The organism is Acetobacter aceti NBRC 14818 (assembly GCF_000193495.2).
Taxonomy (GTDB): domain Bacteria; phylum Pseudomonadota; class Alphaproteobacteria; order Acetobacterales; family Acetobacteraceae; genus Acetobacter; species Acetobacter aceti.
In genome coordinates, this window is sequence record NZ_AP023410.1 from 2784108 (window position 1) to 2806449 (window position 22342).

Annotated in this window: 20 protein-coding genes and 1 tRNA gene; 11 read left to right on the forward strand and 10 right to left on the reverse strand. The window is 56.7% G+C overall.

The window, feature by feature from the left end; genetic code table 11:
• Nucleotides 1-117 precede the first annotated feature (117 nt).
• A complete protein-coding gene (trpB, locus tag EMQ_RS12770) occupies nt 118-1341 on the forward strand; it encodes a tryptophan synthase subunit beta (protein ID WP_010669037.1) in 1224 nt (407 codons plus the stop codon).
• On the forward strand, nt 1338-2153 hold the full coding sequence (trpA, locus tag EMQ_RS12775) for a tryptophan synthase subunit alpha (RefSeq protein ID WP_010669038.1): 816 nt from the start codon (nt 1338-1340) through the stop codon (nt 2151-2153). Before trpB ends, trpA begins: the two co-directional genes overlap by 4 nt.
• 104 nt (nt 2154-2257) lie before the next feature.
• Here trpA and EMQ_RS17400 read toward each other — a convergent pair whose 3' ends face one another.
• The 9 genes from EMQ_RS17400 to EMQ_RS12820 form a co-directional block, all read right to left on the reverse strand.
• Nucleotides 2258-2695, reverse strand: coding sequence for a cytochrome c3 family protein (locus tag EMQ_RS17400; RefSeq protein ID WP_081471043.1), 438 nt, complete (start codon nt 2693-2695; stop codon nt 2258-2260).
• Nucleotides 2644-3357, reverse strand: a complete 714-nt coding sequence (locus tag EMQ_RS12785; RefSeq protein WP_010669040.1) for a ferric reductase-like transmembrane domain-containing protein — start codon at nt 3355-3357, stop codon at nt 2644-2646. Before EMQ_RS12785 ends, EMQ_RS17400 begins: the two co-directional genes overlap by 52 nt.
• Nucleotides 3358-3827: 470 nt before the next feature.
• Nucleotides 3828-5000 carry an HNH endonuclease signature motif containing protein gene (locus EMQ_RS12790; RefSeq protein WP_018307893.1) on the reverse strand — a complete coding sequence of 391 codons (1173 nt, stop codon included), beginning with the start codon at nt 4998-5000 and terminating at the stop codon, nt 3828-3830.
• A gap of 377 nt (nt 5001-5377) precedes the next feature.
• Nucleotides 5378-5463, reverse strand: a tRNA-Leu gene (locus EMQ_RS12795).
• A 61-nt stretch (nt 5464-5524) separates the two neighbouring features.
• Entirely contained in the window at nt 5525-6259 is a 735-nt protein-coding gene (locus tag EMQ_RS12800; protein WP_010668535.1) for a M48 family metallopeptidase, read from the reverse strand.
• On the reverse strand, nt 6256-6723 hold the full coding sequence (locus EMQ_RS12805; protein WP_010668536.1) for a YcgN family cysteine cluster protein: 468 nt from the start codon (nt 6721-6723) through the stop codon (nt 6256-6258). The genes EMQ_RS12800 and EMQ_RS12805 overlap by 4 nt, the downstream gene beginning before the upstream one ends.
• Nucleotides 6724-6775: 52 nt before the next feature.
• Nucleotides 6776-7246: a hypothetical protein gene (locus EMQ_RS12810; protein ID WP_010668537.1), complete on the reverse strand. Its 471-nt coding sequence runs from the start codon at nt 7244-7246 to the stop codon at nt 6776-6778.
• A gap of 12 nt (nt 7247-7258) precedes the next feature.
• Entirely contained in the window at nt 7259-8284 is a 1026-nt protein-coding gene (locus tag EMQ_RS12815; RefSeq protein ID WP_010668538.1) for an extracellular solute-binding protein, read from the reverse strand.
• 82 nt (nt 8285-8366) lie between these two features.
• The gene (locus tag EMQ_RS12820; RefSeq protein ID WP_010668539.1) at nt 8367-9482 is read right to left on the reverse strand and encodes an ABC transporter ATP-binding protein; all 1116 of its coding nucleotides are present in this window, start codon (nt 9480-9482) and stop codon (nt 8367-8369) included.
• Between the two features lie 104 nt (nt 9483-9586).
• Here EMQ_RS12820 and EMQ_RS12825 point away from each other — a divergent pair, with 104 nt between their 5' ends.
• From EMQ_RS12825 to acs, 8 genes are all read left to right on the forward strand, one after another.
• Entirely contained in the window at nt 9587-9868 is a 282-nt protein-coding gene (locus EMQ_RS12825) for a hypothetical protein (protein WP_018307892.1), read from the forward strand.
• 168 nt (nt 9869-10036) lie between these two features.
• The gene (locus tag EMQ_RS12830) at nt 10037-10444 is read left to right on the forward strand and encodes a hypothetical protein (protein ID WP_010668541.1); all 408 of its coding nucleotides are present in this window, start codon (nt 10037-10039) and stop codon (nt 10442-10444) included.
• A 233-nt stretch (nt 10445-10677) separates the two neighbouring features.
• Nucleotides 10678-11157, forward strand: a complete 480-nt coding sequence (locus EMQ_RS12835) for an acyltransferase family protein (RefSeq protein ID WP_010668542.1) — start codon at nt 10678-10680, stop codon at nt 11155-11157.
• A 155-nt stretch (nt 11158-11312) separates the two neighbouring features.
• The gene (locus EMQ_RS12840; protein ID WP_231367926.1) at nt 11313-12263 is read left to right on the forward strand and encodes a tetratricopeptide repeat protein; all 951 of its coding nucleotides are present in this window, start codon (nt 11313-11315) and stop codon (nt 12261-12263) included.
• 63 nt (nt 12264-12326) lie between these two features.
• Entirely contained in the window at nt 12327-12800 is a 474-nt protein-coding gene (locus EMQ_RS12845; protein ID WP_010668544.1) for a nuclear transport factor 2 family protein, read from the forward strand.
• Between the two features lie 121 nt (nt 12801-12921).
• Nucleotides 12922-13944 (forward strand): NAD(P)/FAD-dependent oxidoreductase, encoded by a 1023-nt coding sequence (locus tag EMQ_RS12850; protein ID WP_026200027.1) that lies wholly within the window; start codon nt 12922-12924, stop codon nt 13942-13944.
• Nucleotides 13945-14097: 153 nt separating this feature from the next.
• Entirely contained in the window at nt 14098-15243 is a 1146-nt protein-coding gene (gene alr / locus EMQ_RS12855; protein ID WP_010668546.1) for an alanine racemase, read from the forward strand.
• Between the two features lie 257 nt (nt 15244-15500).
• Entirely contained in the window at nt 15501-17399 is a 1899-nt protein-coding gene (gene acs / locus EMQ_RS12860) for an acetate--CoA ligase (protein WP_010668547.1), read from the forward strand.
• 86 nt (nt 17400-17485) lie between these two features.
• Here acs and EMQ_RS12865 read toward each other — a convergent pair whose 3' ends face one another.
• Complete coding sequence (locus EMQ_RS12865; RefSeq protein ID WP_018307891.1) at nt 17486-18178, reverse strand: GntR family transcriptional regulator; 693 nt, start codon at nt 18176-18178, stop codon at nt 17486-17488.
• Nucleotides 18179-18429: 251 nt separating this feature from the next.
• Here EMQ_RS12865 and putA point away from each other — a divergent pair, with 251 nt between their 5' ends.
• Entirely contained in the window at nt 18430-22080 is a 3651-nt protein-coding gene (putA, locus tag EMQ_RS12870; protein ID WP_010668676.1) for a bifunctional proline dehydrogenase/L-glutamate gamma-semialdehyde dehydrogenase PutA, read from the forward strand.
• Nucleotides 22081-22342: the final 262 nt, after the last annotated feature.

Sequence of the window (22342 nt, forward strand, 5' to 3'; positions counted from 1 at the left end):
TCGGGCGGCTCCGCATGGACGCCCATCCCGGGCCTTGTTATACCGCCAGACCTGATCTTTCCGCACGAAAGCGGAGCCACATACCGTAGAAACCGGGCAGCGGAGACACCAACAGTCATGACAGACGGCGTACGAGCAAACAGCCTGCGAAACGGCCCCAGCGCCTCCGGCCATTTCGGCGACGGGCTGGGCGGGCGTTTTGTCGCGGAAACGCTGATGCCCCTGCTCCTTGAGCTGGACGAAGCCTACAAGCAGGCCAAGGCCGATCCGGCCTTCCACAAGGAGCTGGCGTTCTATCTCAAGGACTATGTTGGTCGTCCTTCTCCGCTGTGGTTCGCAAAGCGTCTGACGGAAGAACTCGGTGGCGCGAAGATCTACATGAAGCGCGAGGAGCTGAACCACACCGGCTCCCACAAGCTCAACAACGTGATGGGGCAGATCCTGCTCGCCCGCCGCATGGGCCGCACGCGTATCGTCGCCGAGACCGGCGCGGGTCAGCACGGCGTCGCCACGGCGACGGTCTGCGCGCTGTTCGGCATGAAGTGCGTCATCTACATGGGTGCGACCGATGTAGAACGGCAGATGCCCAACGTGTTCCGCATGAAACTGCTCGGCGCGGAAGTCGTGCCGGTCACGGCGGGCGCGGGTACGCTGAAGGACGCCATGAATGAGGCGATGCGTGACTGGGTCGCCAACATCAGCGACACCTATTTCCTTGTCGGCACGGTCGCCGGTCCGCACCCTTATCCCGCCATGGTCCGTGACTTCCAGAGCGTGATCGGTGATGAAGTGAAAGTGCAGATGCAGGAGGCTGAGGGTCGCCTGCCAGACGTGATCGTTGCGGCCATCGGTGGTGGCTCGAACGCAATGGGCATCTTCCATCCGTTCCTTGATGATCCTTCCGTCAAACTGATCGGTGTGGAAGCTGCCGGTCACGGTCTGGACAGCGGCAAGACTGCCGCGTCCATCGAACGCGGCTCACGCGGGGTGCTGCATGGCAACCGCACCTATCTGTTGCAGGACGAGAACGGACAGATCACCGAGGCGCATTCGATCAGTGCCGGGCTGGACTATCCCGGCGTCGGCCCGGAACATTCATGGCTGCATGAAATCGGTCGTGCCGAATATGTCGGCATTACCGATAACGAGGCGCTGGAAGCGTTCCAGACCTGCACCCGCACCGAGGGCATCATCCCCGCGCTGGAATCCGCCCACGCCATTGCTTACGCGGTGAAAATCGCGCCGACGCTGAGCCCGGAAACCCTGCTCGTCATCAACATCTCGGGCCGTGGAGACAAGGACATCTTCACCGTTGCCGAACATCTGGGAGTGAAACTGTGAGCCGCATTGCCCGCCGTTTTGCGGCACTGAAACAGGAAGGGCGCGGCGCGCTCATCCCTTACCTCGAAGCCTGCGACCCGGACTTCCAGACCTCGCTCGACCTGCTGAAAGCGATGCCGGAAGCGGGCGCGGACCTGATCGAGATCGGTATGCCGTTCTCCGATCCTTCCGCCGACGGCCCGGTCATCCAGCTTGCCGCCCGTCGCGGTCTGAAGGCTGGCGCTACGCTGCCGCGCCTGTTCGAGATGGTGAAGTCCTTCCGCGAGCAGGACAACGACACGCCGATCATCCTGATGGGCTACCTGAACCCGATCGAGGCTTACGGCATTGATCGGTTCTGCGTGGATGCATCCGCCGCTGGCGTGGATGGTCTCATCATCGTGGATATGCCGCCGGAAGAAGCCGGACCGATGCAGGGACCGGCCAAGGCTGCGGGGCTGGACATCATCCGCCTGATTGCACCCACGACGGACGATAACCGCCTCAAGCTGGTGCTGAACCATGCTTCGGGTTTCGTCTATTACGTGAGCATCACCGGCATTACTGGCACGCGCTCGGCCAGCGACGAAGATCTGCGGGCGGCGCTGCCTCGTATCCGTGCTGCGACCAATCTGCCGATTGCCATCGGCTTCGGTATCCGCACGCCGGAGCAGGCTGCATCTGCCTCGCGCATTGCTGACGGTGCCGTGGTGGCCTCGGCTCTCCTGGCTACGCTTGCGAAAACACTTGATCCGAGCGAGCAGGCGACGCCGTCCACACTGCCATCCGTGCTAACTCAGTTGCGGGAACTGGCTGCGGCTGTTCGGGCCTGAAAAGCCATGGCGCTGGCCGGTGATTTACAAACCGGTCAGCGTTTATTTGTTGGGGTATATCCCTCTAGTCTGTTTCAGAGCCCCCATAAACCGCCGTGCCGATTTCAGAAGCGCGGAGGCCGCTCTTCAGCATGACACACATGACACGCTCGAACCGGTCCTGAAGCTCGCTTTTCCCGCTTTAGCTTCAGATGACAACCTTCACATTGCTGATGAAACTGTCGCTCAATGATCAGTGCCAGTTCCGGCGTCTTCTTGTGGCATTCGATGCAATGCTGAAACGGCCATGACGCCAGCTTTGGCTCAGTATAATTATGGTGACAAACCACGCAGTTGAATGCGCCGTGGTCCTGATGCGTAAAGGTCAGCGGCATCAGGGGGAGCGACTGTGCTGTGTGCGGTGCTCCACTGACACTCCACCAGATGCCACCACCGACAATCTCTGCTGCGACACAAAACGCCGCAATGCTCAGTCGCCCATTTCGTCGCATTATCTGTCGAGCCACACGGCACACAATACCGGGACAAGCAGCCCGATACATCCGAGAGTGACAACTACTGGTAAGGCCAGCACCGCCGTATTTCTCAGACGTTTCTCTCCCCGACGAGCCTGAACCGGCAAGGCTCGCACCAGCAACGGCACAGCGAGCGCCAGAATACTTATGCCGACCAGACTGAATGTCAGAGCAGGCGCAGCCATCCGAAAATCTGCCTGCCATGCGTGTAGTCCGGTCACACACAGCAGGGCTGCCGCCAGACCGTAATGGCAGTAACGGAATATGCGAGCATTACGGAAAACAGCCAGCTTCCAGCGAGGCTGCGACACAACAGCAAGAATGACAAGCAGTAGGCTGGCGAACACACCCGTTTGCATGACGGGCAAGACGGGCGGCCAAATATCGTGCCAGAGCAGAGGCTCCGCCCAGAGACCTCCGATTACATGAGCTATGACCAGCAAAAGGATCAGATAAGCCGTATATTCATGCAGCCGGAGGAAGAACCTTCCTTCATACAAAGGCCGGTCAAGTGGTCGACCCGTCAGAAAAAACATCTGGAAAAGCGCGAACAGGGCAGAATAACCGCCGATCATCGCAACATCCCATAGGCCTGCCGTGCCGGGTTGCCCTGCCGCAAAGACGCATATCAGCAGAAATGCCGTACAGAGCAGCGTGAGCAGTGCTGCGAGAGCGATCCATCCCGGCATGGTTTCCGTTCTTGTTACGGTATCGTTTCATTGAAGAGCGATATCGCAAAGATCAGAAGAAAGGAACGGGGTTAGACATATCCGGTTTTGGATTTTTGAGAGAACGTTATGTTTTTTACTTACCCGCAATATCGCGAAGATGAATGAGTAATTCGTCTGAAAAGATGAAATCGGAAAGGTAAGATAAGCAATGAAAAAATTCTATACTTACAAAGAAAGTCTTCTAAGGTGATCTGTAATTATAGAAGCAATGTGTTATGAGTAGTGCTAACTGTGGGTTTAGAATTCGTTCACTTCAGTCGCATTCAGATAGATAATTGATTAAAATAGAAAGACAATTTCTAACAAAATCGTCTTTCGTATGGTGATTGCGGATTTGTCAACCGAGCAAGCCTCTAGGACTTAAGTATAAATAAAATCTTCTTCATAACAATGATCTTGTTACGATATTTAATGTACAAGTAATAAATTCAATTTTTTATTCCAGTATTGCAGTAGGGATGGCAAAGTTGCCCGTTATCTTCGTCTCCAATTCCTCCGTCTTGTTTTCGGGTAACGTGGTCATATGAGACTGATAATAAAGGTTCAAGTCGGCCCTTACAAATTGGGCAGATCATAGCAGTTTGAATAGCCTGCCGCATCATTATTGCTGATTTGCTCGTGTCTGAGAAGATTCTACTATCAACTTTCTCTCTCAGGTTAACAATGCTTCCTTTTAGTTGGGCAGCGGAAGCAAGGCCTTCAACACTTAACTCTTCTGTTGCATGTGAAACCAAGTAATCAAAAATATCACTTACCCTCTCTATGCGGTATTGGCTGCGTATTTGTTGGAGCATTTGCGTGATTATAGCTTTATTTTTTATTAAGAAATCTTCAATTATCGAACGATTTTCTGTGAATTTTCTGAAAAAATTACTATCATTATTTAGTAATTTTCCTTTTATTAGATATACTATGCCAAGAAATAGATCCGGGAGATATTTTCCTCTGTCTGAGTAAAAGTAAACAGCCGGATGTAGACCTAAGCTACAACTTTGATTTCCAGAAATGCGATTAAGAGTATGTAAAGCATTCGTGAGAACCTCGATGGTTAAACTTCCATCGATATCATTGTCAAAGCTTTCTAGTTTCGGTCTCCTGGTTTTAATGGAACCGCTTGTAATTGATAAAAGCTTCATGAGAAGAGATAGTGCATCCAAGGTGGATGCAGATCCTCCTAGTGGAAGCTGTAGTGTTTTTATGGGTGTAGTTATTTCAGGTTGAAATAACAATAGATTTGCATCATAGGCAAGCTCTTCGATTTTCTTTCTTTTTATTTCGTCAAATTTTGACCAGTACTTGTGGCCTGTGGCAGCACGTACAATTGAACGTGCTGCAATCGCTGGTGCACGTTTTCTATTGCGCAGAAGAGCTTCTTCAGTTTTATCCAAAGGAGTTCCTTGGGTATTGATTTTAAAAAACGATGCTTCTGCGACAGTGGCATCTCCCGCTACCCACTGTAATTCTAATTGTCTTGAGCCTAAGTGCTTAAGTCTTTTATTTGTCTTTAAATCATATTCTATTTCAGGATTAGTAGCGCGAGCAGCTAATTTATCTCTTAATGATTGATAGCTGCCAATTTGTCGCTCTACAGACGTACGCATTGCCCGTGCAGCTTTTCTTTGTTCATCGGGAATTTCGCCGCCAAAAAAAGCGATAGATATTGATCCGTCACCATAGTCATTTTCAATCCATACTTTCCGGGTATTGGCATTCGTGTTTCGAAGTTGGTTGGAAACGGTATGCGTAAGGAATGGAAGGTGATTTCAGTGAACAAGCCGATACGAATCTTGAGCAACGAAAAAGCCAGTCCCAGTGCTGCTTCCCTGACACCTTGCTTGGAAGTGTCCAAATTGGGAATGAGGTAAAGGGGAGCCTCTAACTAGGAGCATAAAATCTTCCCTCAGTGGGGAAGAACGATGGAGCAAAGACAACCTTCGCCCCTCATTCAGTCGAAAAATCGTGCTATTTCAGGTATCTGTGGTGCGAACTGCGGGACTCGAACCCGCACGCCCTTACGGACTCGAGATTTTAAGTCTCGTGCGTCTACCATTCCGCCAAGTTCGCGTTGGTGGCGGGTTTCTAGCATGTCACAAAGTGATCGGTAAGAGCCTTTTGTAAGGTCTCGTCAGCCCGCCCGCATCAGGGAGAGCCCATGGTTTTTGAGCCAGAGTTCGGCTTCATTGCGGGTCGGGCACATCTGGTCGACCAGCGTCCAGAAGGCGGCGCTGTGGTTGTGATGCTTCATATGCGCGAGCTCATGCAGAATGACGTAATCCTGCACAAAATGCGGCGCCATGATGAGACGCCAGTTCAGCATGATCCGTCCCGCCGTGCTGCAACTGCCCCAGCGAGAGGTCGCGTCACGCAGGGCGAATGTCTTCGGCGCAAAACCGCTTCGTCCGGCGAGTTCCTGTAACCGTTGGCCCAATCGTTTTTGCGCCAGAGTCAAAAGGAAATCACGCACCCTGCGTCCAAGAAAGGCGGCATCCCCACTGACGTGCAGCTTATGATCCGTATCGATCCATGCCCCACCACGACCTTCCGGGGTGTGATGGATGGTGTGGGCAACACCATTGATGGGAATGATGCTCCCCGCTGCAAAGCTGATCGCCGCCGGTTGCCGCTGCAATTGCCGGACGATCCAGTCGCGGTGTGCGTTGAGAAGCGAGAGACCTGTCTGTGGAGAGACACGCGGTGGCAGCGTCACGACGACACTATCACCGGCGCGGGACAGGCGCAGAGACAGACGACGTGCGCGCTTCGAACGACGCCAGGTAATCGGAAAAGGGCCTGCGGGAAGGAGGATGCTATCCGGAAGAGCATCCTCGGGAGAAGTGGGTCGGGGGACCCGAGGTTTCATTCGGCAGGCTCATCCGTTGGGTCAAGTGCTGGCCATGCGACGACATAGTCCTCGAGATTGCCGGCCTTGCGTTCACTGACACAGCGATCCCCGGCAGACACACCTGCCTCGCGGACACTATCCGGATTGCCGGTAATCAGCGGGTGCCATTCGGGAAGGGGCAGACCGTCCGACAGCCGCTTATAGGCGCAGGTTGGTGGAAGCCAGTCGATGGTTTCCAGCATGGGAGCCGTCAGGGTGATGCAGTCCTGCACCTTGCGGTGACGACCGGCATAGTCGGTGCAGCGGCATGTGTGGGTGTCGAGCAGGCGGCAGGCGACGTTCGTATAATGGAGGCTGCCGTCATCTTCATCACGCAGCTTATGCAGGCAGCAGCGTCCGCAGCCGTCGCAGAGGGATTCCCACTCCTCGGTGGTCATCTGCTCGAGGGATTTGGTTTCCCAGAAAGGGGAGTCGATGGTCATGACGAAAGATACCCGCAACGCGCCGTTGGGGGAAGGTGCGGAATGCCGTCTCTCAGGGCCCGGCCAGCGGACGCCAGAGCAGGGCGAACGTCATGATGATCGCCAGCAGCGCCGTGGCGACGCTTCCCAGAATCATCCGACGACGCAGAAGCGGCAGCCACAGCAACGAGACCCGGTCGGACCAGCTTGCGCCAAGAGCGCGTGCGGTCCGTGTGGCGTTCGGTTGTGCATTGACCAGAACGCCCATCAGTGGAAGCGTCAGGGACGGGCTGATGAGAAACCCCTGAATCACGGAAATGAGGGTGGGAATGGGCTCACGCGGGAAGAATTCTGACGACAGAACCAGAGACGGAAGCAGGAAGGCAACGACGATATCCGGGATCCAGAAGGCGATTGTCAGAAAGTACCAGATCCGGGCGCGGGATGTCGCCAGACACAGGGCCGACATCAGCACTGCGGAAGCAAAAGCGATGATCGCGTGTGTCGCGATAACGCCGGGAGGGAAATCGGGAAGAGGAATCATCGCGTCATTATCTCAGTGCTGACTGAGCCATTGGTCAAAGCGGGTTTTGATTGCTGGCAGATTCCTGCGCCAGAAATCAACATTCAGAGGAAAAGCGGGCGGTAACACCCCGACACGTGGCTGCGCCCATTCCGGCGCGGGCGTGATCAACTGTGCATTCAGAGCGCTTTGTTGTTGGGACGCCGCTGCCCACGTCGCCAGCGCCAGTGCCGATGTCAGATCCCGGGTGCCGTTGGCGGGAATGACCCAGTCATAATTGACACGCAGAAGGGGAAACCAGAGGTTCCTGAAACGCGGCGTTGGGAGACCAGCGTTGGCGGCGGCGATCTCACTGGTCGGCGTGACGCTCATCAGTGCAGCACCCTTGGTCAGGATGTGCATGGCTTCGGCTGGAGACGTCCACCAGACGATGTAAGGCCGGAGCTGGGCCAGCCGTCTGAAGGCGCGGTCGAGACCGGTGGGAGAGCCCAACACATTATAGATGGCGTCCGGAGGAACGCCGTCAGCCAGAAGGGCAATCTCCAGAGTGATGCGAGGATCGGCGCGGAGACCACGTTTACCCGGATGCCGGGCGACATCCCAGAAATCTCTCCAGGTCGGCGTGTTTCCAAAGCGTGAACTGTCCCAGGAGAGGGCATAGTCCAGCGAAAGCGCAGGCACGCCACAGCGGGCCGGATCGGCATTGCTGCTTTCGGAAGCCGTCGCCGGAAACGGCAGAAACAAACCTTCAGTGCATCCTGTCTCGGCGTCATCATCTTCTATGAGCACCAGAGACCAGTTCTGTTTGCCTGAACGGAGCAGGCTGTAGTTTGCATCCGTCAGATCGGACCAGCGTGTTGTTCTGACTTTCTGATGGGTCAGTTGGGAAAAGGGCTTCCAGACGACGTCGTTCAGCGTGCTGTTCAGCGATCCGGCCTGCGTAGCAACCACAAGCGGCCCCGCACCACTGTGTCGGACCTGTGCGGCATCCGATTTCTGAACAGGGCAGGCGGTGGAGAGCAGGGCAGCCGTCAGTCCGGCCAGAAGGCGGCCAGGCATTTTATGGAGCCGGAACGACTCACCCTTGCTCGGTGAAGAAGAAAACAAGATACGCCCTTGGGTTGCCTAGACTGTCCGCAGACTAGCCTTCTTTGTCCTGTGACGGGAAGACCATCGCTGCCGAGGGGCCCCAGGCCAGCAGAACTGTCTGTCCGACGGCCACGCCGGGGGGCAGTGAGCCTGCCGGTCGATGCACGACCATCTCCGTGCTGTCTGCGAGTCGCACACGAAGCACAAGCACGTCACCCAGATTGCGCATGTCACTCAGGGTCGCAGGCAGACTGCCTTCTGCCCCATCCGTATTGATGGGGCCACGTGGAAACATCAGCGCAATTTTGCCGGGGCGGATGCACAGTTCCACAAGATCGTCTTCCTCCACGTCCCCTTCGGCGAATGCTTCCATCGTGGCGCCACAGGCGAGACGGGTCTGCACGATGTCGTCCTCGACCGTGATGGCCAGGCCGGTGAGAATGTTGGCGTCCGTCATGGCGGCGGCGATCCGTGCTGAAACGGGACGCTCCATCAGTTCTGTGGTCGAGCCGATCTGCAAAAGCGCGCCATCTGCAATGACGCCAACGCAACTGGCGGCGGTCAGGGCGTCGCTACGGTCTCGGGTCAGCAGCAGAAAGCTGGTTTCACGTGCTCTTTGCAGTCGGATCAGGCGCTGGTGGATGTCCGTGCGCGTCTCACTGTCCAGTCCAGCGAAAATATCCTCCAGAATAATGACGACCGGATCGGTGGCCAGCGCTCGCGCGAGTTGCGCTCGCAGACGCTCAGACGCTGTGAGAGTTGATGGAAGCGCATCGGCCTGCTGTTCCAGTCCGAGAAGAGCGAGAAGCTGGGCAATTTTGTGCGCTGCCTGATCCTGCGGCAGCTTCCGTGTGCGGAGGGGGAAAGCGAGATTCTTCCGGACGGACAGATGCTCAAACAGCGGGTCGCGCGCTCCGACGGCAGCCAGGCCACGCTGACCGACCGGGCGGCGCGAGATATCCTGTCCCAGCAGGGTGAGACGACCGTTTCCGGTGGTCCGGTGTCCGGTCAGGATGTCGGACAGCGTCCCAAGAATCTGTCCCGAATCATTCAGCATCAGGAGCGCCAGACATTCTCCTGCATGCAGCGTAAAGGAAAAGGCAGGGCGGCCTGAAACAAGGCTGATAGTGTCCACACTCAGTGTGGCTGAACGCGTGCGTGATGTCATGCCGGTAGGGAACCACAACCTGACCAGAGAGTTAAGATGGTTGTTGAGCCCGGAACGCCGGGAACAGGGCTGACCGTCTGGTTGGCGAGCAGGAGCAAATGAACATGTCTGCAGAAAAGATCAAGAAACAGGCACAGGCAGCAGTAGACGATGCTTCAACCTCGGCCCGTGATGAGCTGGAAGCGCTGAAGAATCAGCTGGAGCACTTTCTGAGCGCCCACGTTGTTCCGCCGCTTTCCGACGCCGCCAACGCGGCGGTTTCCAATGCGCGTGAGATCGCGGAACACCAGAAGGCAAGCGTTGCAACCAGCGTCAGCGCAAAGCCTTTCCTCTCTATTGCGATCTCTTTTGTCGCTGGATTTGTCGTTGGACGCCTGTCGCGTTAATGTTCCGCCTCAGGAACCTGTCGTCAGGGGGCCTGAGGCCAGATAAAGAGTTTACCTTCTTGTGAAGTGTTCTGCTCCTGCCTCGGTTGCTCTTTGGACGAGGCAGGAGGCATAACAGGACGCCGGTTCATCCTCGATGCCGGCTTATGTGAGGTAGACGGGGATCCAATGCACTTTTTTGATGTCGGCAAGTCCGCGGCCCAGGCGGAAGTTCAGCTTCTTCAGCAGAAGGCGATGCGGATCGGGCGTCAGGTCGCCCTGCTGCTGGTCGCAGCGCTCCTTGGCTTTTTCTCACTGATTACAGGCCACGCGCTGCTCTGGGCCATTTTCCGGTACGAATTCGGGTTTGGCCCGGTTACTTCGCCTGCTCTGGTCTTTTTTGTCGACATTTTCCTGGCTCTGGTTTTCGCGTTCTTTGGGCGGCGTTCCTACCTGTATCCAGCTGAAGTGGAGGCCCACCTCAATCGGGATCGTCGTCTGAATGAACTGCGTCAGTCCTTTAATATGCTGTCGCTGGCTACTCTCGTGGCCGGACCGCTGGGTCGCTTTGTCGGCTCGAAATTGCGGCGGAGATAACAGCATCACTTTTGCATGCTGGAAAGCGGGCCATATGGTCCGCTTTTTTTATAGGTTTATTATGGTCTCTCAGTGCCGAAATTCTGGGATATCTGCTGTTTCCGATTGCAGCATGAGGACTGCTCTATCTGAAAAGATCTGCTGTTTTACATGGTCTGGCCGGATGTATTCTGGCCGTTGAGTGCGGACTGCTTGCCGTCACCCACCATGCTTACGATAATCCCAGTGGAACGATGGGCGCCGTGCGTATGTTGGGCGGTTTTATGGCGGAAATGACGCTTGGTCAGGCTGTTCTTATCGCAAAACCCTTACAAGGCTGGGAAGCAGCTCGCGTAACATGGGGAGGTCTCGGCTTTATTCTCTGTACTCTTGCATTTCCTCCTTTAGCACCTGCAATGGTATTTGGGTTTGCGTGGCTGCTGTTCGGTCTGGCCTATCAGCAGGATGTTGTTGGTCGAGTGCTGGGTAGTCGCGTGTTTCTGTGGCTTGGAGGGTTCTCCTTTTCTTTCTACATGGTGCATTTCATTTTATTCAAAATTTTCATGTGGGGTATTGAACCCGGTCTCCTTCAGGCTGGAACAGAAAAAATACTGCTGGGATGGACCGGGCTTCTTGCCGTGATGGTTCTGTGTGCTTTGGCACTGCGTCAATGGGTGGAGCGTCCCTCTCATCGTCTCGCGAGGCGACTGGCGGGACCTCGTATATTGCCGTAAGCCGCATTGGGTTGTTGCCTGATTGCCGATATCGGACGTCAGTGTTGCTGAAAACAGGAACAGGCGGAATGTGGCGTAAATTTCTGGACAAACGAAAACGGGCGTCTGGAAGGAAAAAACGGGCAGGGCAGGCAGGTAAAGGATCTGTCGATGCCATGTTTTCCATGGGGCAGGCTTATCTTGCTGGAGAAGAGGGTGTCGCTCCTCATGCAGGCCACGCAGCCTGGTGGATGGAGCGTGCTGCCAGAGCCGGACATCCGCAGGCTTGTGTGCATGCGGCCCGTCTGGCGTGGGATGGTTTTTTACCCGATGAGCGTGCGTTGGCGCAGCCGGTGAGGGAAGCGCCCCGCAAAGATGATGCTCTGACGTTCGCGCGCCTTGGTCATCAGCGCGGCGATCCGGAAGCCTCCCTTTTTCTCGTCTGGTTGCTGGATGCGACCAAAATGAAAGCAGATACGGAACGCCATGAGGCATTGCGGGCAGCGGCCGGAAAAGGTCTGCCTCTGGCATTGGTTGGACTGGCAGATCTTGAGGCACGTTCGGGAGCCTCTGCAGAGCGTGTCATGGATTTGCTGTCGATCCCGCTGGAGAAAAATCTCGGTATTGCCCACCACATGGTCTCCATATGGTACGGTCAGGGACAATTGCTGCCACTGGATGAGAAAAAGGCACGACATCATCTGGAGATTGCTGCGAACACTGGATACGTTCCGGCGATGGCGCTGCTTGGCGAATGTCTGATGGTGGAGAATCACCGTCAGAATGACGGCGAGGAGCACGATGAAAACAAGGAGCGGTTGCGGCGTCTGACGCGGGGAGAAAGTTTGCTGCGCAAGGCTGCGGCCAGTAATGGAAGGGCTGCCTGCGTCCTTGGGGATTACTGGTCGAGTATTGCGGAATCGCCCGATTTGCAGCAGGCGGTTCAGTGGTATGAAAAAGCGGTCTCTTTGGGATTTGTTGGGGCTTTTTTCATGTCAGCGCGCCTCGTTCTGGAGGGGCGCTCTACGCATATGACTCAGCAGGACGCCTGGATGCGAATGAAACAGGCGGCTCAGGCAGGCCATGCAGGGGCTAAAGATATTCTGTCAAAAAGATCATTGTACTGAAAAAGTTTTTTCTTCTTTTCAATCATCTAAAACTCGCTCTCTTTCGATGCAGGATCTTACATCATGGAACACTCTCGCCCACCATGCCCGCCCTTCCTGACCGCAGCAGACGCCGCCAAAAAAGTTCGGCTTGCTGAAGACGCCTGGAACAGTCGCGACCCTGAAAAGGTTGCGCTCGCCTATACGCCGGACAGTGTCTGGCGAAACAGGATCAATTTTCTGGAAGGTCGTGAAAAAATCATCGGATTCCTGAAAGAAAAGTGGGAACGTGAGCAGGAATATCGCCTGATCAAGGAGCTCTGGGCATTTCATGAAGATCGGATTGCCGTCCGTTTTGTCTATGAATGGCACGACGACCAGCAGAACTGGTTCCGGTCCTATGGGAATGAATTGTGGGAGTTTGATGCAGCAGGCCTGATGCAATGGCGTGTCGCCAGCATCAACGACATGCCCATTGCAGAAAGCGATCGCCGGTTTTTCTGGCCGCAGGGGCGTCGTCCGGATGATCATCCGGGGCTGAAAGAAATGGGGCTGTAGCCCGAATACACACCGGCGTATGCCCCGAGGTTGAGCATATCGGGGCGGGGTGAATATTGCCTCCCGCCGCTGGCTGGCGCACAACGTCCTCAGCGATAGTCAGCAGGAGGAGCGCGGTCGCATGTCAGGCGCCACAGTCAGCACGGATGTTGTCATCATTGGCGCGGGTCCAACCGGACTCTTCGCCGCCTTCCAGTGCAGCATGCTCAAGATGAACTGTATTCTGGTCGATGCGCTGGATGAAATCGGTGGCCAGTGTGTGGCGCTCTATCCCGAGAAGCCGATTTACGACATTCCTGCTTGTCCCGCCATTGAAGGTGGCGAACTGATCGAGAAACTTTCTGAGCAGATCGAGCCTTTCTCCATTCCCCGACTCCTCGGTCGGCGCGTGGAGGGACTGACAGGTTCGGCCGGAGATTTTCGTCTGGAGACCAGCAAGGGCGATGTGATCCATGCGAAAGCGGTGATCATCGCGGCGGGTGCGGGTGCATTTGGACCGAACAGGCCGCCGCTTGAAGGGCTTGAGGCATACGAGACGACAGGTTCTGTGCGCTACAGCGTTCGTCGCAAGGCCGATTTCGAGGACAAGAGTCTGGTGATCGCAGGAGGTGGCGATTCCGCCATCGACTGGGCGCTGTCGCTTTCCCGTCTCGCCCGCAAGATCTATCTGGTCCATCGCCGCGACAAGTTCCGTGCCGCTCCGGAAAGCCTGAGCCAGCTTGAGGACGCGATTGCCAGGGGCGTTGTGGAAAAGATCACGCCTTATCAGCTCAAGGGGCTTCAGGGGTCGGAAGGCAAACTGACGGGCGTGGAGGTCGCCACCTTGCAGGGCGAGGTAAGGACGCTGCAAGCTGAGCATCTGCTGGCTTTCTTCGGGCTCGCCACTGATCTCGGACCGATCGCGCAATGGGGTATCGACCAGACGCGCTCGACGATTCCTGTCACGCCGTCATCCTGCCAGACCTCTCTTCCGGGCGTGTACGCCATTGGCGACATTGCCACCTATCCCGGCAAATTAAAGCTGATTTTGCAGGGCTTCAGCGAAGCGGCCATGGCGGCGCATGCCATTTACGCCATCGTCAATCCGAATCAGGCTCTTCATTTCGAATATTCAACGAGCAAGGGCGTGCCCGGTTCAGCCTGAAACGGCCTTTTACCGTCATATATGAGAGGGTTTGTGGAGAAAGAAAGCTGGTTTGTCAGCAATCTTTCTCTGACAGCCTGTTTCCATCCGGTCCCATGATGCTCTAGTCTTTTTGTCTGGAAGCGAAACGGACAGTGGCGGAGATGTGAGGCGATGAGCGTAGCGGCGCAATGGGCTGGCGGCATTCTGAATATCGATCTTCAGGCCATTGCGGAGAATTACCGCACGCTGTGTCAGACCATCCGACAACCGGACGTGCTTTCCGCGTCCCACCCGCTTTGCGCCGCCGCTGTGAAGGCGGATGCTTACGGGCTAGATGCTTCCCTTGTCGCGCCTGTTCTTGAAGATGCCGGGTGTCGGCATTTTTTCGTTGCGCATCTGGCTGAGGGTGTGGCGCTCAAGCCTTCTGTCAAAAATCCTGAGTCCTTGATCTTCGTGCTGCATGGACCGCCGCCCGGTACGGCGCGTGACCTGCTGGAAGCCGGACTGGTGCCGGTCATCAACAGCATGGAGCAACTGACCGAGTGGCGTGCGTTGAGCCATGAACTGGAACGGCGTCTCCCTGCGGTGTTGCAGGTTGATTCCGGCATGGCCCGGTTTGGCATGAATGCCGATGAAGTCTCGAAAATCGCCGCTGATCCAACGCTTCTTGATGGTATCGAAACGGTGCTGGTGATGAGTCATCTCGCCTGCGCCGATACACCCGAAGTCCGCAGCAATCGGGCGCAGCTGGAAGAGTTCAAGCGTCTGAGCGCGCTGTTACCGAAAGCACCACGCAGTCTGGCCGCTTCCTCAGGCATTTTTCTGGGGCCAGACTGGCATTTCGATCTCGTCCGGCCGGGTGCGGCGCTGTATGGCGTCAATCCCACGCCCGGCAAACCCAACCCCGTAAAGCCTGTCATCCGTCTGCAGGCGCGCGTCATCCAGACGCGATCGATCCCGGAAGGGCAGGCTGTCGGGTATGGCGGCTATTTTATTGCGCCCCGTCCAAGCCGGATCGCGCTGCTTGGCATCGGGTACGGCGACGGATTTCTGAGAAGCATTTCCGGGCAGGGTACCGCCATCCTGCCATCGCAGCCCGATATTCCGCTGCCGGTCATCGGACGGGTCTCAATGGACTCGCTTGCTGTCGATGTTACTGATCTTCCGGAAGGCAGTGTCCGGCCCGGTGATCTGATTGATCTGATCGGGCCGCATAACACTCTGGATGCAGCCGCAACGGCGGCCGGGACCATTGGTTACGAATTTTTGACCGACCTCGGCAGACGCTATCATCGGACCTACACAAGAAATCAATGAGTCCTGCGACAGGGCTCCTTACCGCTGAAAACTGACGGTTTTTAGAGCATGAATGTGGTTTGTTTTGAATATGTAAGTATATTTACAACATTTTCATCTATGTAAATATGTATCGTAAAAGCCGCAGTTTTCCGGGATCTCCGTGATCAGGATAATATTTTACTTGTTCGCGTGGCGGGAAACCGGCCAGTATTGTTGCAGTGACTGGTTTCGGCGCTGAACTCAAACTCTCTCACCAAAAAGAAGAAGACTGCTCCATGTTGTCCACGCCCCGCTTGACCCCTGAATCTTACAAGCGTTTGGTTGAAACGGCTCGAAATGATCCGGAAGCTTTCTGGCTCAGGGAAAGTCGGCGTCTGGAGTGGTCTACCCTGCCGACGACCGCTGTGGATGCTGAGAATGGCTGGTTTGCGGATGGCAGCCTCAATGTCAGCGTGAACTGCCTTGATCGGCATCTGGCGACGCGCGGGGATCAGGCGGCGATCATCTGGCAGGGCGAGGAGGACTCCAATGTCCTGCGTCTGACCTATCGTGACCTGCATGCCCGGGTCTGTGCTCTGGCCAATATTCTGCGGGACAGCGGTGTAAAGCGCGGCGACCGTGTGGCGATCCATCTGCCTGCAGTGGTGGAGGGCATTATCGCCATGCAGGCCTGCGCCCGGATCGGCGCGATGCATATGGTCCTGTTCGGTGGTTTTTCGGCAGAGGCCATCGCCGACCGTCTGGCTGACAGTGGCGCTGCTGTCGTGATTACCGCCAATGTCGGACGGCGTGGCGCGAAGCGGATTCCGTTCAAGACCACGATGGACGCGGCGATTGCGCTGCGTGGCGAGGCTTCGACAGTCCGACGCGTGCTGGTGGTCGAGGTGACGGATGATACGGTGCCGCTGACAGAAGGGCGTGATGCGCTGCTGACACCTCTGCTGGAAGCAGCGCCGACAACGTGCGAGCCGGAAGCGATGAACGCGACCGACCCGCTGTTCCTGCTGTACACCTCTGGCAGCACTGGCAAGCCGAAAGGCATTGTGCATGGCACTGGCGGCTATCTCACATGGGCGTCCTACACTCATGAACTGATCTTCGATCACCAGCAGGGCGACGTGTTCTGGTGCACCGCCGATATCGGCTGGATCACGGGGCATACCTACGTGGCTTATGGGCCGCTCGCCAACGGTGCGACCCTGATGCTGTTTGAAGGCATGCCGTCTCACCCCATGCCGGGCCGCTGGTGGGATGTGATCCAGAAGCACGGAGTCACGACGTTCTACACCTCGCCAACCGCGATCAGGGCGCTGATGAGCGAAGGCAATGAGATTCCCGCTGCCTATGACTTGTCGAGCCTCCGGGTGCTGGGATCTGTCGGCGAGCCGATCAATCATGAGGCATGGACCTGGTTTCATGACGTGATTGGCGGAGGGCGGTGTGCGCTGGTCGATACCTGGTGGCAGACGGAAACCGGCGGTGCGATGATCTCACTGGTGCCGTATGCTGTCGAACCGCGCCCTGCCTCGGCCACGCTGCCGCTGCCGGGTGTCAATCCTGTGCTGCTGGATGAAAAAGGCACGCCACTGGATGGGGCTGTCGAAGGCATTCTGTGCATTGATGGTTCATGGCCGGGGCGTGCCCTGACCATCTGGAATGATGACGCCCTGTTCCAGACAACCTACCTCAAGCCGTATCCCGGTCACTATTTTACGGGTGACGGTGCTCGTCGTGATGTGGATGGTTATTACTGGATCACGGGGCGCGTGGACGATGTGATTAACGTGTCCGGTCACCGTATCGGCTCGGCGGAAATTGAGGATGCCATTTCGGAAATTCACGATATTTCTGAAAGCTCTGCCGTGGGAATTCCTCACGACATCAAGGGGCAGGGCCTTGTGGTCTATATCGTGCCGCATGAGGGGCTGAGCGAAGAGCAGATGGCTGGCCTGAAGGATCAGGTTATCAAGATCATCGCCTGCAAGGTGGGGCGTTATGCGGTGCCGGAGGCGGTCTATGTCGTGCCGGATCTCCCCAAGACGCGGTCGGGCAAGAATGTCCGCAGGCTCATGCGCAAGATTGCCTGTGGCGAGACGGAAGGGTTTGGCGACCTGTCCACGCTGGCCAATCCGGGGATCGTGGGCGAGTTGATCAGGATCGTCGGAAAAGCCTGATTTTACGGAAGGGATTCAAAGTAACCGGGATCAAAGGGACTGTGTCCCTTTGTGGGGTCTGGGGCAAAGCCCCATAAAACCGTGACTTATTTGACAGCCGCTTCCTCAGCGACCTTTTTTCGGAAAACATCCACCGAAATGGCGGCCGCTTCCAGAATGTGATCCCGGGTCAGGCGGGCGCACAGCTCCGGGTCGCGGGCGCGGCAGGCGTCGAGTATGGCCTTGTGCTCACGGTCCGTGATGGCCTTGCGCCCCTCGATCACCAGATGCCCGCGGATGTAACGATCCAGCTTGATGTGCAGGTCTTCGATCATTTCCAGCAGGCGGGGACGTCTGGCGGCGGCATAAATGGCGTTGTGGAACGCCCTGTTCAGGCTACCCGAATGGGCCACACCATCCTGCACAAAGGCTTCGTAGGCATCTTCGACATGGGCGAGATCCACCCGTGTCATGTTGCGCACGCCCTCCAGGGCGGCCTGTTCTTCCAGCAGGGCGCGGATGCGGGAATATTCGAGAATATCCTCTTCATCGAGACCAATGACCACAGCTCCGCGATTAGGCAGACAGGTGACGAACCCTTCTGCCTCCAGCCGCTTGAGTGCTTCCCGGACAGGAATGATGCTGACCCCGAATCCATTGGCAAGCTCGGATTGCGGGAGCGCCTGTCCGGTCTGGATAATATCCGCGAGGATGGCGTTTCGCAGGGCGATACAGATCGTTTCAGCTGCGGTGCCATGCGCGATGGTTTCTACACTGGCAAAAAGTCGGGTCGGCAGCATTCAGTCGGCATTCCGGTCAGAGGAAAATCTGGAGGCGGAATGCATCATACCATAATCGTAATGTTTGGTCAGGCCGCAATTCCGCGAGGGGAGAGAGCCTCTGTCATAGCGAGGCATCTCCTATAATATAATATATTGCAGTGATTATATTTCTATGACATGGGAGAAATTATCATTGTGATACCGCAACCAGATGGGTCAGCATCGTATCCGGGCTGACACTCTGGCCGGCCTTTTGGAATGTCGCTCCCATGACAGCAACACAGCTTTCCGACTCAGCCTCCGTTTCAGACTTTGCATCCCTGCCGCCGCTGAGAAAGGCCATCATCAACGCCTTTCGCCAGCCTGAAGCCTTATGTGTCGAGGCTCTGACACCCGCCGCGACCCTGACGGGTGAACAGAATGCTGCCGCGACCGGCGTCGCTTCCCGTTTGACGGAGACGCTGCGCGCCCGTCGGAATCCGGGACTTGTCGAAACGCTGGTGCAGGAGTTTTCCCTGTCCACGGTGGAAGGTGTGGCGCTGATGTGCCTCGCCGAGGCGTTGCTGCGTATTCCGGATACGGCGACACGCGACGCGCTGATTCAGGACAAGATCGGGGAAAGCGACTGGCTCTCGCATGTCGCACGCGGCAAGCCGATGTTCGCCAATGCGGCGGCATGGGGACTGGCGCTGACCGGTCGGCTCATGGGCGATCATGACGAGAAGCGTCTGTCCGGTGCGCTCATGGGTTTTGTCGAGCGCAGTTCCATGCCGGTCGTGCGCAAGGCCGTCGATGCCGCCATGCGTCTGATGGGCGAGCAGTTCGTGCTCGGGCAGACCATCGAACAGGCCCGCAAGAACAGTCAGAAACTGGAAGAGGTGGGCTTCAGCTATTCCTACGACATGCTGGGTGAGGCGGCTTACACCGCCGCCGATGCCGAGCGTTACCGGCAGGATTACATCAAGGCGATTGATGTGATCGGGCGGAGTGCTAAGGGTGCGAATGTTTACGAACGCCCCGGTATCTCCATCAAGCTGTCGGCCCTGCATCCCCGTTATTCCCGTGCCCAGCGTGACCGGGTGATGAATGAACTGCTGCCGATCGTGCAGGATCTCGTTCTGCGGGCGCGGCGCTATGACATCGGGATCAACATCGACGCCGAGGAAACCGAACGCCTTGATCTGTCGCTCGATATTCTGGAAGCGCTGTGTGCCACGCCGGGACTGGAAGGCTGGAACGGCATCGGCTTTGTCGTGCAGGCTTACGGAAAGCGTGCGCCTTTTGCGCTGGATTTCATCATTGATCTGGCACGTCGGACGAAGCATCGCATCATGGTGCGTCTGGTCAAAGGCGCTTACTGGGATAGCGAAATCAAGAAAACGCAGGTCGAGGGGCTGAGCGACTTTCCGGTCTATACCCGCAAGTGTCACACGGACATCAGTTACATTGCCTGCGCCCGTAAGCTGCTTGATGCACGGGATGCAATCTTCCCGCAGTTCGCCTCGCACAACGCCCGTACGCTGGCGACCATCTACACGCTGGCTGGCCCGGACTTTCATGTCGGTTCCTACGAGTTTCAGTGTCTGCATGGCATGGGCGAGCCGCTTTATCGTCAGGTGGTCGGTGTGGACAAACTGAACCGTCCGGCCCGCATTTACGCGCCAGTCGGCACGCATAAGACGTTGCTGGCTTATCTCGTGCGTCGTCTGCTGGAAAATGGTGCGAATTCGTCCTTTGTGAATCAGATTGGCGATACTGCCATTCCTGTCGCCAAATTGATTGAAGATCCGATTGAGGTTGCTCGGCGCTACACACCGTATGGTGCGCCGCATTCGGAAATTCGCAAGCCGGCAGACATGTTTGCGCCGGAGCGGACAAACTCGGCGGGTGTGGATCTGGCCGACGAGCGCGTTCTGTCCGAACTGGATGCCAGCATCCGTAACGCGCCCCGCATACTGGACGCTGGTCCGATTGTTTCTGGCAAGACGATCACCACGGGTCCGAAACAGGATGTGACCAATCCGTCTGACCGACGCGATGTTGTGGGGTCGGTCGTCTGGGCGACGCCGGAAGTGGTGACGCAGGCTGTCGATGCCGCCGTGAAAGGGCAGACGGCATGGGCTGAAAAGAACCCTGCCGAGCGGACTGCTGTTCTTGCAAAAGCCGCTGATATTCTGGAAGAGCGTCATCCGGCGCTCATGGCTCTTCTCGGGCGCGAGGCGGGAAAATCCCTACCGAATTCCGTGGCTGAAGTGCGTGAGGCTGTCGATTTCCTGCGCTATTATGGCGCGACCATCCTGCGTGATTTCAACAACGATACGCACAAGCCGCTGGGTGTAGTGACCTGCATCAGTCCGTGGAATTTCCCGCTGGCGATTTTCCTTGGGCAGGTCTCGGCCGCGCTGGCGGCAGGTAATGCGGTCATTGCAAAACCGGCTGAAGAAACACCGCTGATTGCAGCCGAGGCGGTAAAGATCATGCACGAAGCAGGCGTTCCTGTGGATGTGCTGCATCTCCTGCCGGGTGAGGGCGATGTTGGAGCCGCCGCCGTGGCCGATGAGCGTGTGATGGGCGTGATGTTCACCGGCTCGACGATGGTGGCGCAGTTGATCAATCGCCAGCTTGAAGGGCGTCGCACGGCGACAGGTCAGCCTGTTCCGTTTGTGGCTGAAACAGGCGGCCAGAATGCAATGATTGTCGACTCTTCTGCTCTTGCGGAACAGGTGGTTGTCGATGTGCTGGCGTCCGCTTTTGATAGTGCAGGTCAGCGTTGTTCGGCACTTCGTGTGCTCTGTGTGCAGGAAGACTGTGCCGACCATGTCCTGACCATGCTACGCGGCGCAATGGACGAACTGCGGATCGGTAATCCGGCGGAACTGTCCTGCGATGTCGGGCCGGTCATCACAGAGGAAGCTGCGGCAGGAATCACGAAACATATTGATGTATTCCGCAAGCGTAAGGCACCGGTCACTTCCTTGAAATTGCCTGAAGAGTGCGCGAATGGCAGCTTTGTTCCGCCGACCCTGATCGAGGTGCACAGCATCCGCGAGATCGGTCCGGAGGTGTTCGGTCCCGTTCTGCATGTGGTGCGCTATCAGCGTGACCGGCTGGATGATCTGCTGAAGGACATCAACGATACTGGCTATGGTCTGACGTTTGGTCTGCACACACGTCTGGATTCCATGGTGAAGCATGTGCTGTCGCGGATTGATGCTGGCAATCTCTACGTTAATCGCAACACCATTGGCGCTGTCGTCGGTGTGCAGCCGTTTGGAGGACGTGGACTGTCTGGTACAGGACCGAAAGCCGGTGGTCCGTTGATCCTGCGTCGTCTGCTGGCAGAAGTTCCTGCCATCGAAAAAGAAGGTGTTAGTCAGGTGACGCCGGAAAAGACGATGTGGACGGACTGGCTATGCGGTCGGGGTGACGTGCGAGCCCAGAAGGTTTCCCGTGACTGCTCAAGTCGTTCGCTGTTTGGTGAGGAGCGCGTCCTGCCGGGGCCGGTTGGTGAGCAGAACCTGTATCGTCTGACGGCGCGTGGGGCGGTGCTATGTATCCCCGTCACGCAGGAAGGGCTGTTTGACCAGATTTCATTCGCCCTGTCGGGAGGCAACGAGGTGCTGATTCTTGCGCCTGCTGAGCTGACGGGATGGATCGAGACGCTGCCTTTCAGACTGAAACCATTTATCCGCCTTGTGACGAGTGCGACTGCGGAACCCTGTGCGGTGTTGCTGGGTGAGGAAGACAACGACGCTTTCCGTCAGGCTCGTAAGGAACTGGCGGAGGGCAATGGGCCGATTGTCTCGGCCTATCTGACCGGAACGTCACTGCCGCATTCTGAAAGCGTGCTGGAGGAGCAGTCCCGCAGCACCAACACGACCGCAGCGGGTGGAAACGCCAGCCTGATGACTCTGGGGTGAAAACTGTCCCACAAAAAAAATCTATAAACTGTAAGAAAGTTTTTGGTGAAGCTTTTTTCAAAAAGCTTCAGAAACGCCGCTTTTTTAGAAGGAGGCAGCTCCAAAAAACCTTCATCGTGAGACAAAAGCGAAAAACCGGAAGCGCAGCGTTTCCGGTTTTTCGCTGGTCGTGAACGGGTGGCAGGATATGGTGCGAGGCTGAAAACGTCGGAAGGATCAGGGGCCGGTCGGGTCGTCTGAGACCGGCTAGCTGACAGGTGAT

Bases quoted from the DNA above. Each gene is read 5' to 3' on its own strand.
- trpB (WP_010669037.1), top strand. From the start codon at position 118: ATGACAGACGGCGTACGAGCAAACAGCCTGCGAAACGGCCCCAGCGCC.
- EMQ_RS17400 (WP_081471043.1), bottom strand. From the start codon at position 2,695: ATGTATCGGGCTGCTTGTCCCGGTATTGTGTGCCGTGTGGCTCGACAG.
- EMQ_RS12785 (WP_010669040.1), bottom strand. From the start codon at position 3,357: ATGCCGGGATGGATCGCTCTCGCAGCACTGCTCACGCTGCTCTGTACG.
- EMQ_RS12790 (WP_018307893.1), bottom strand. From the start codon at position 5,000: ATGCGTACGTCTGTAGAGCGACAAATTGGCAGCTATCAATCATTAAGA.
- EMQ_RS12800 (WP_010668535.1), bottom strand. From the start codon at position 6,259: ATGAAACCTCGGGTCCCCCGACCCACTTCTCCCGAGGATGCTCTTCCG.
- EMQ_RS12805 (WP_010668536.1), bottom strand. From the start codon at position 6,723: ATGACCATCGACTCCCCTTTCTGGGAAACCAAATCCCTCGAGCAGATG.
- EMQ_RS12810 (WP_010668537.1), bottom strand. From the start codon at position 7,246: ATGATTCCTCTTCCCGATTTCCCTCCCGGCGTTATCGCGACACACGCG.
- EMQ_RS12815 (WP_010668538.1), bottom strand. From the start codon at position 8,284: ATGCCTGGCCGCCTTCTGGCCGGACTGACGGCTGCCCTGCTCTCCACC.
- EMQ_RS12820 (WP_010668539.1), bottom strand. From the start codon at position 9,482: ATGACATCACGCACGCGTTCAGCCACACTGAGTGTGGACACTATCAGC.
- EMQ_RS12825 (WP_018307892.1), top strand. From the start codon at position 9,587: ATGTCTGCAGAAAAGATCAAGAAACAGGCACAGGCAGCAGTAGACGAT.
- EMQ_RS12830 (WP_010668541.1), top strand. From the start codon at position 10,037: ATGCACTTTTTTGATGTCGGCAAGTCCGCGGCCCAGGCGGAAGTTCAG.
- EMQ_RS12835 (WP_010668542.1), top strand. From the start codon at position 10,678: ATGGGCGCCGTGCGTATGTTGGGCGGTTTTATGGCGGAAATGACGCTT.
- EMQ_RS12840 (WP_231367926.1), top strand. From the start codon at position 11,313: ATGTTTTCCATGGGGCAGGCTTATCTTGCTGGAGAAGAGGGTGTCGCT.
- EMQ_RS12845 (WP_010668544.1), top strand. From the start codon at position 12,327: ATGGAACACTCTCGCCCACCATGCCCGCCCTTCCTGACCGCAGCAGAC.
- EMQ_RS12850 (WP_026200027.1), top strand. From the start codon at position 12,922: ATGTCAGGCGCCACAGTCAGCACGGATGTTGTCATCATTGGCGCGGGT.
- alr (WP_010668546.1), top strand. From the start codon at position 14,098: ATGAGCGTAGCGGCGCAATGGGCTGGCGGCATTCTGAATATCGATCTT.
- acs (WP_010668547.1), top strand. From the start codon at position 15,501: ATGTTGTCCACGCCCCGCTTGACCCCTGAATCTTACAAGCGTTTGGTT.
- EMQ_RS12865 (WP_018307891.1), bottom strand. From the start codon at position 18,178: ATGCTGCCGACCCGACTTTTTGCCAGTGTAGAAACCATCGCGCATGGC.
- putA (WP_010668676.1), top strand. From the start codon at position 18,430: ATGACAGCAACACAGCTTTCCGACTCAGCCTCCGTTTCAGACTTTGCA.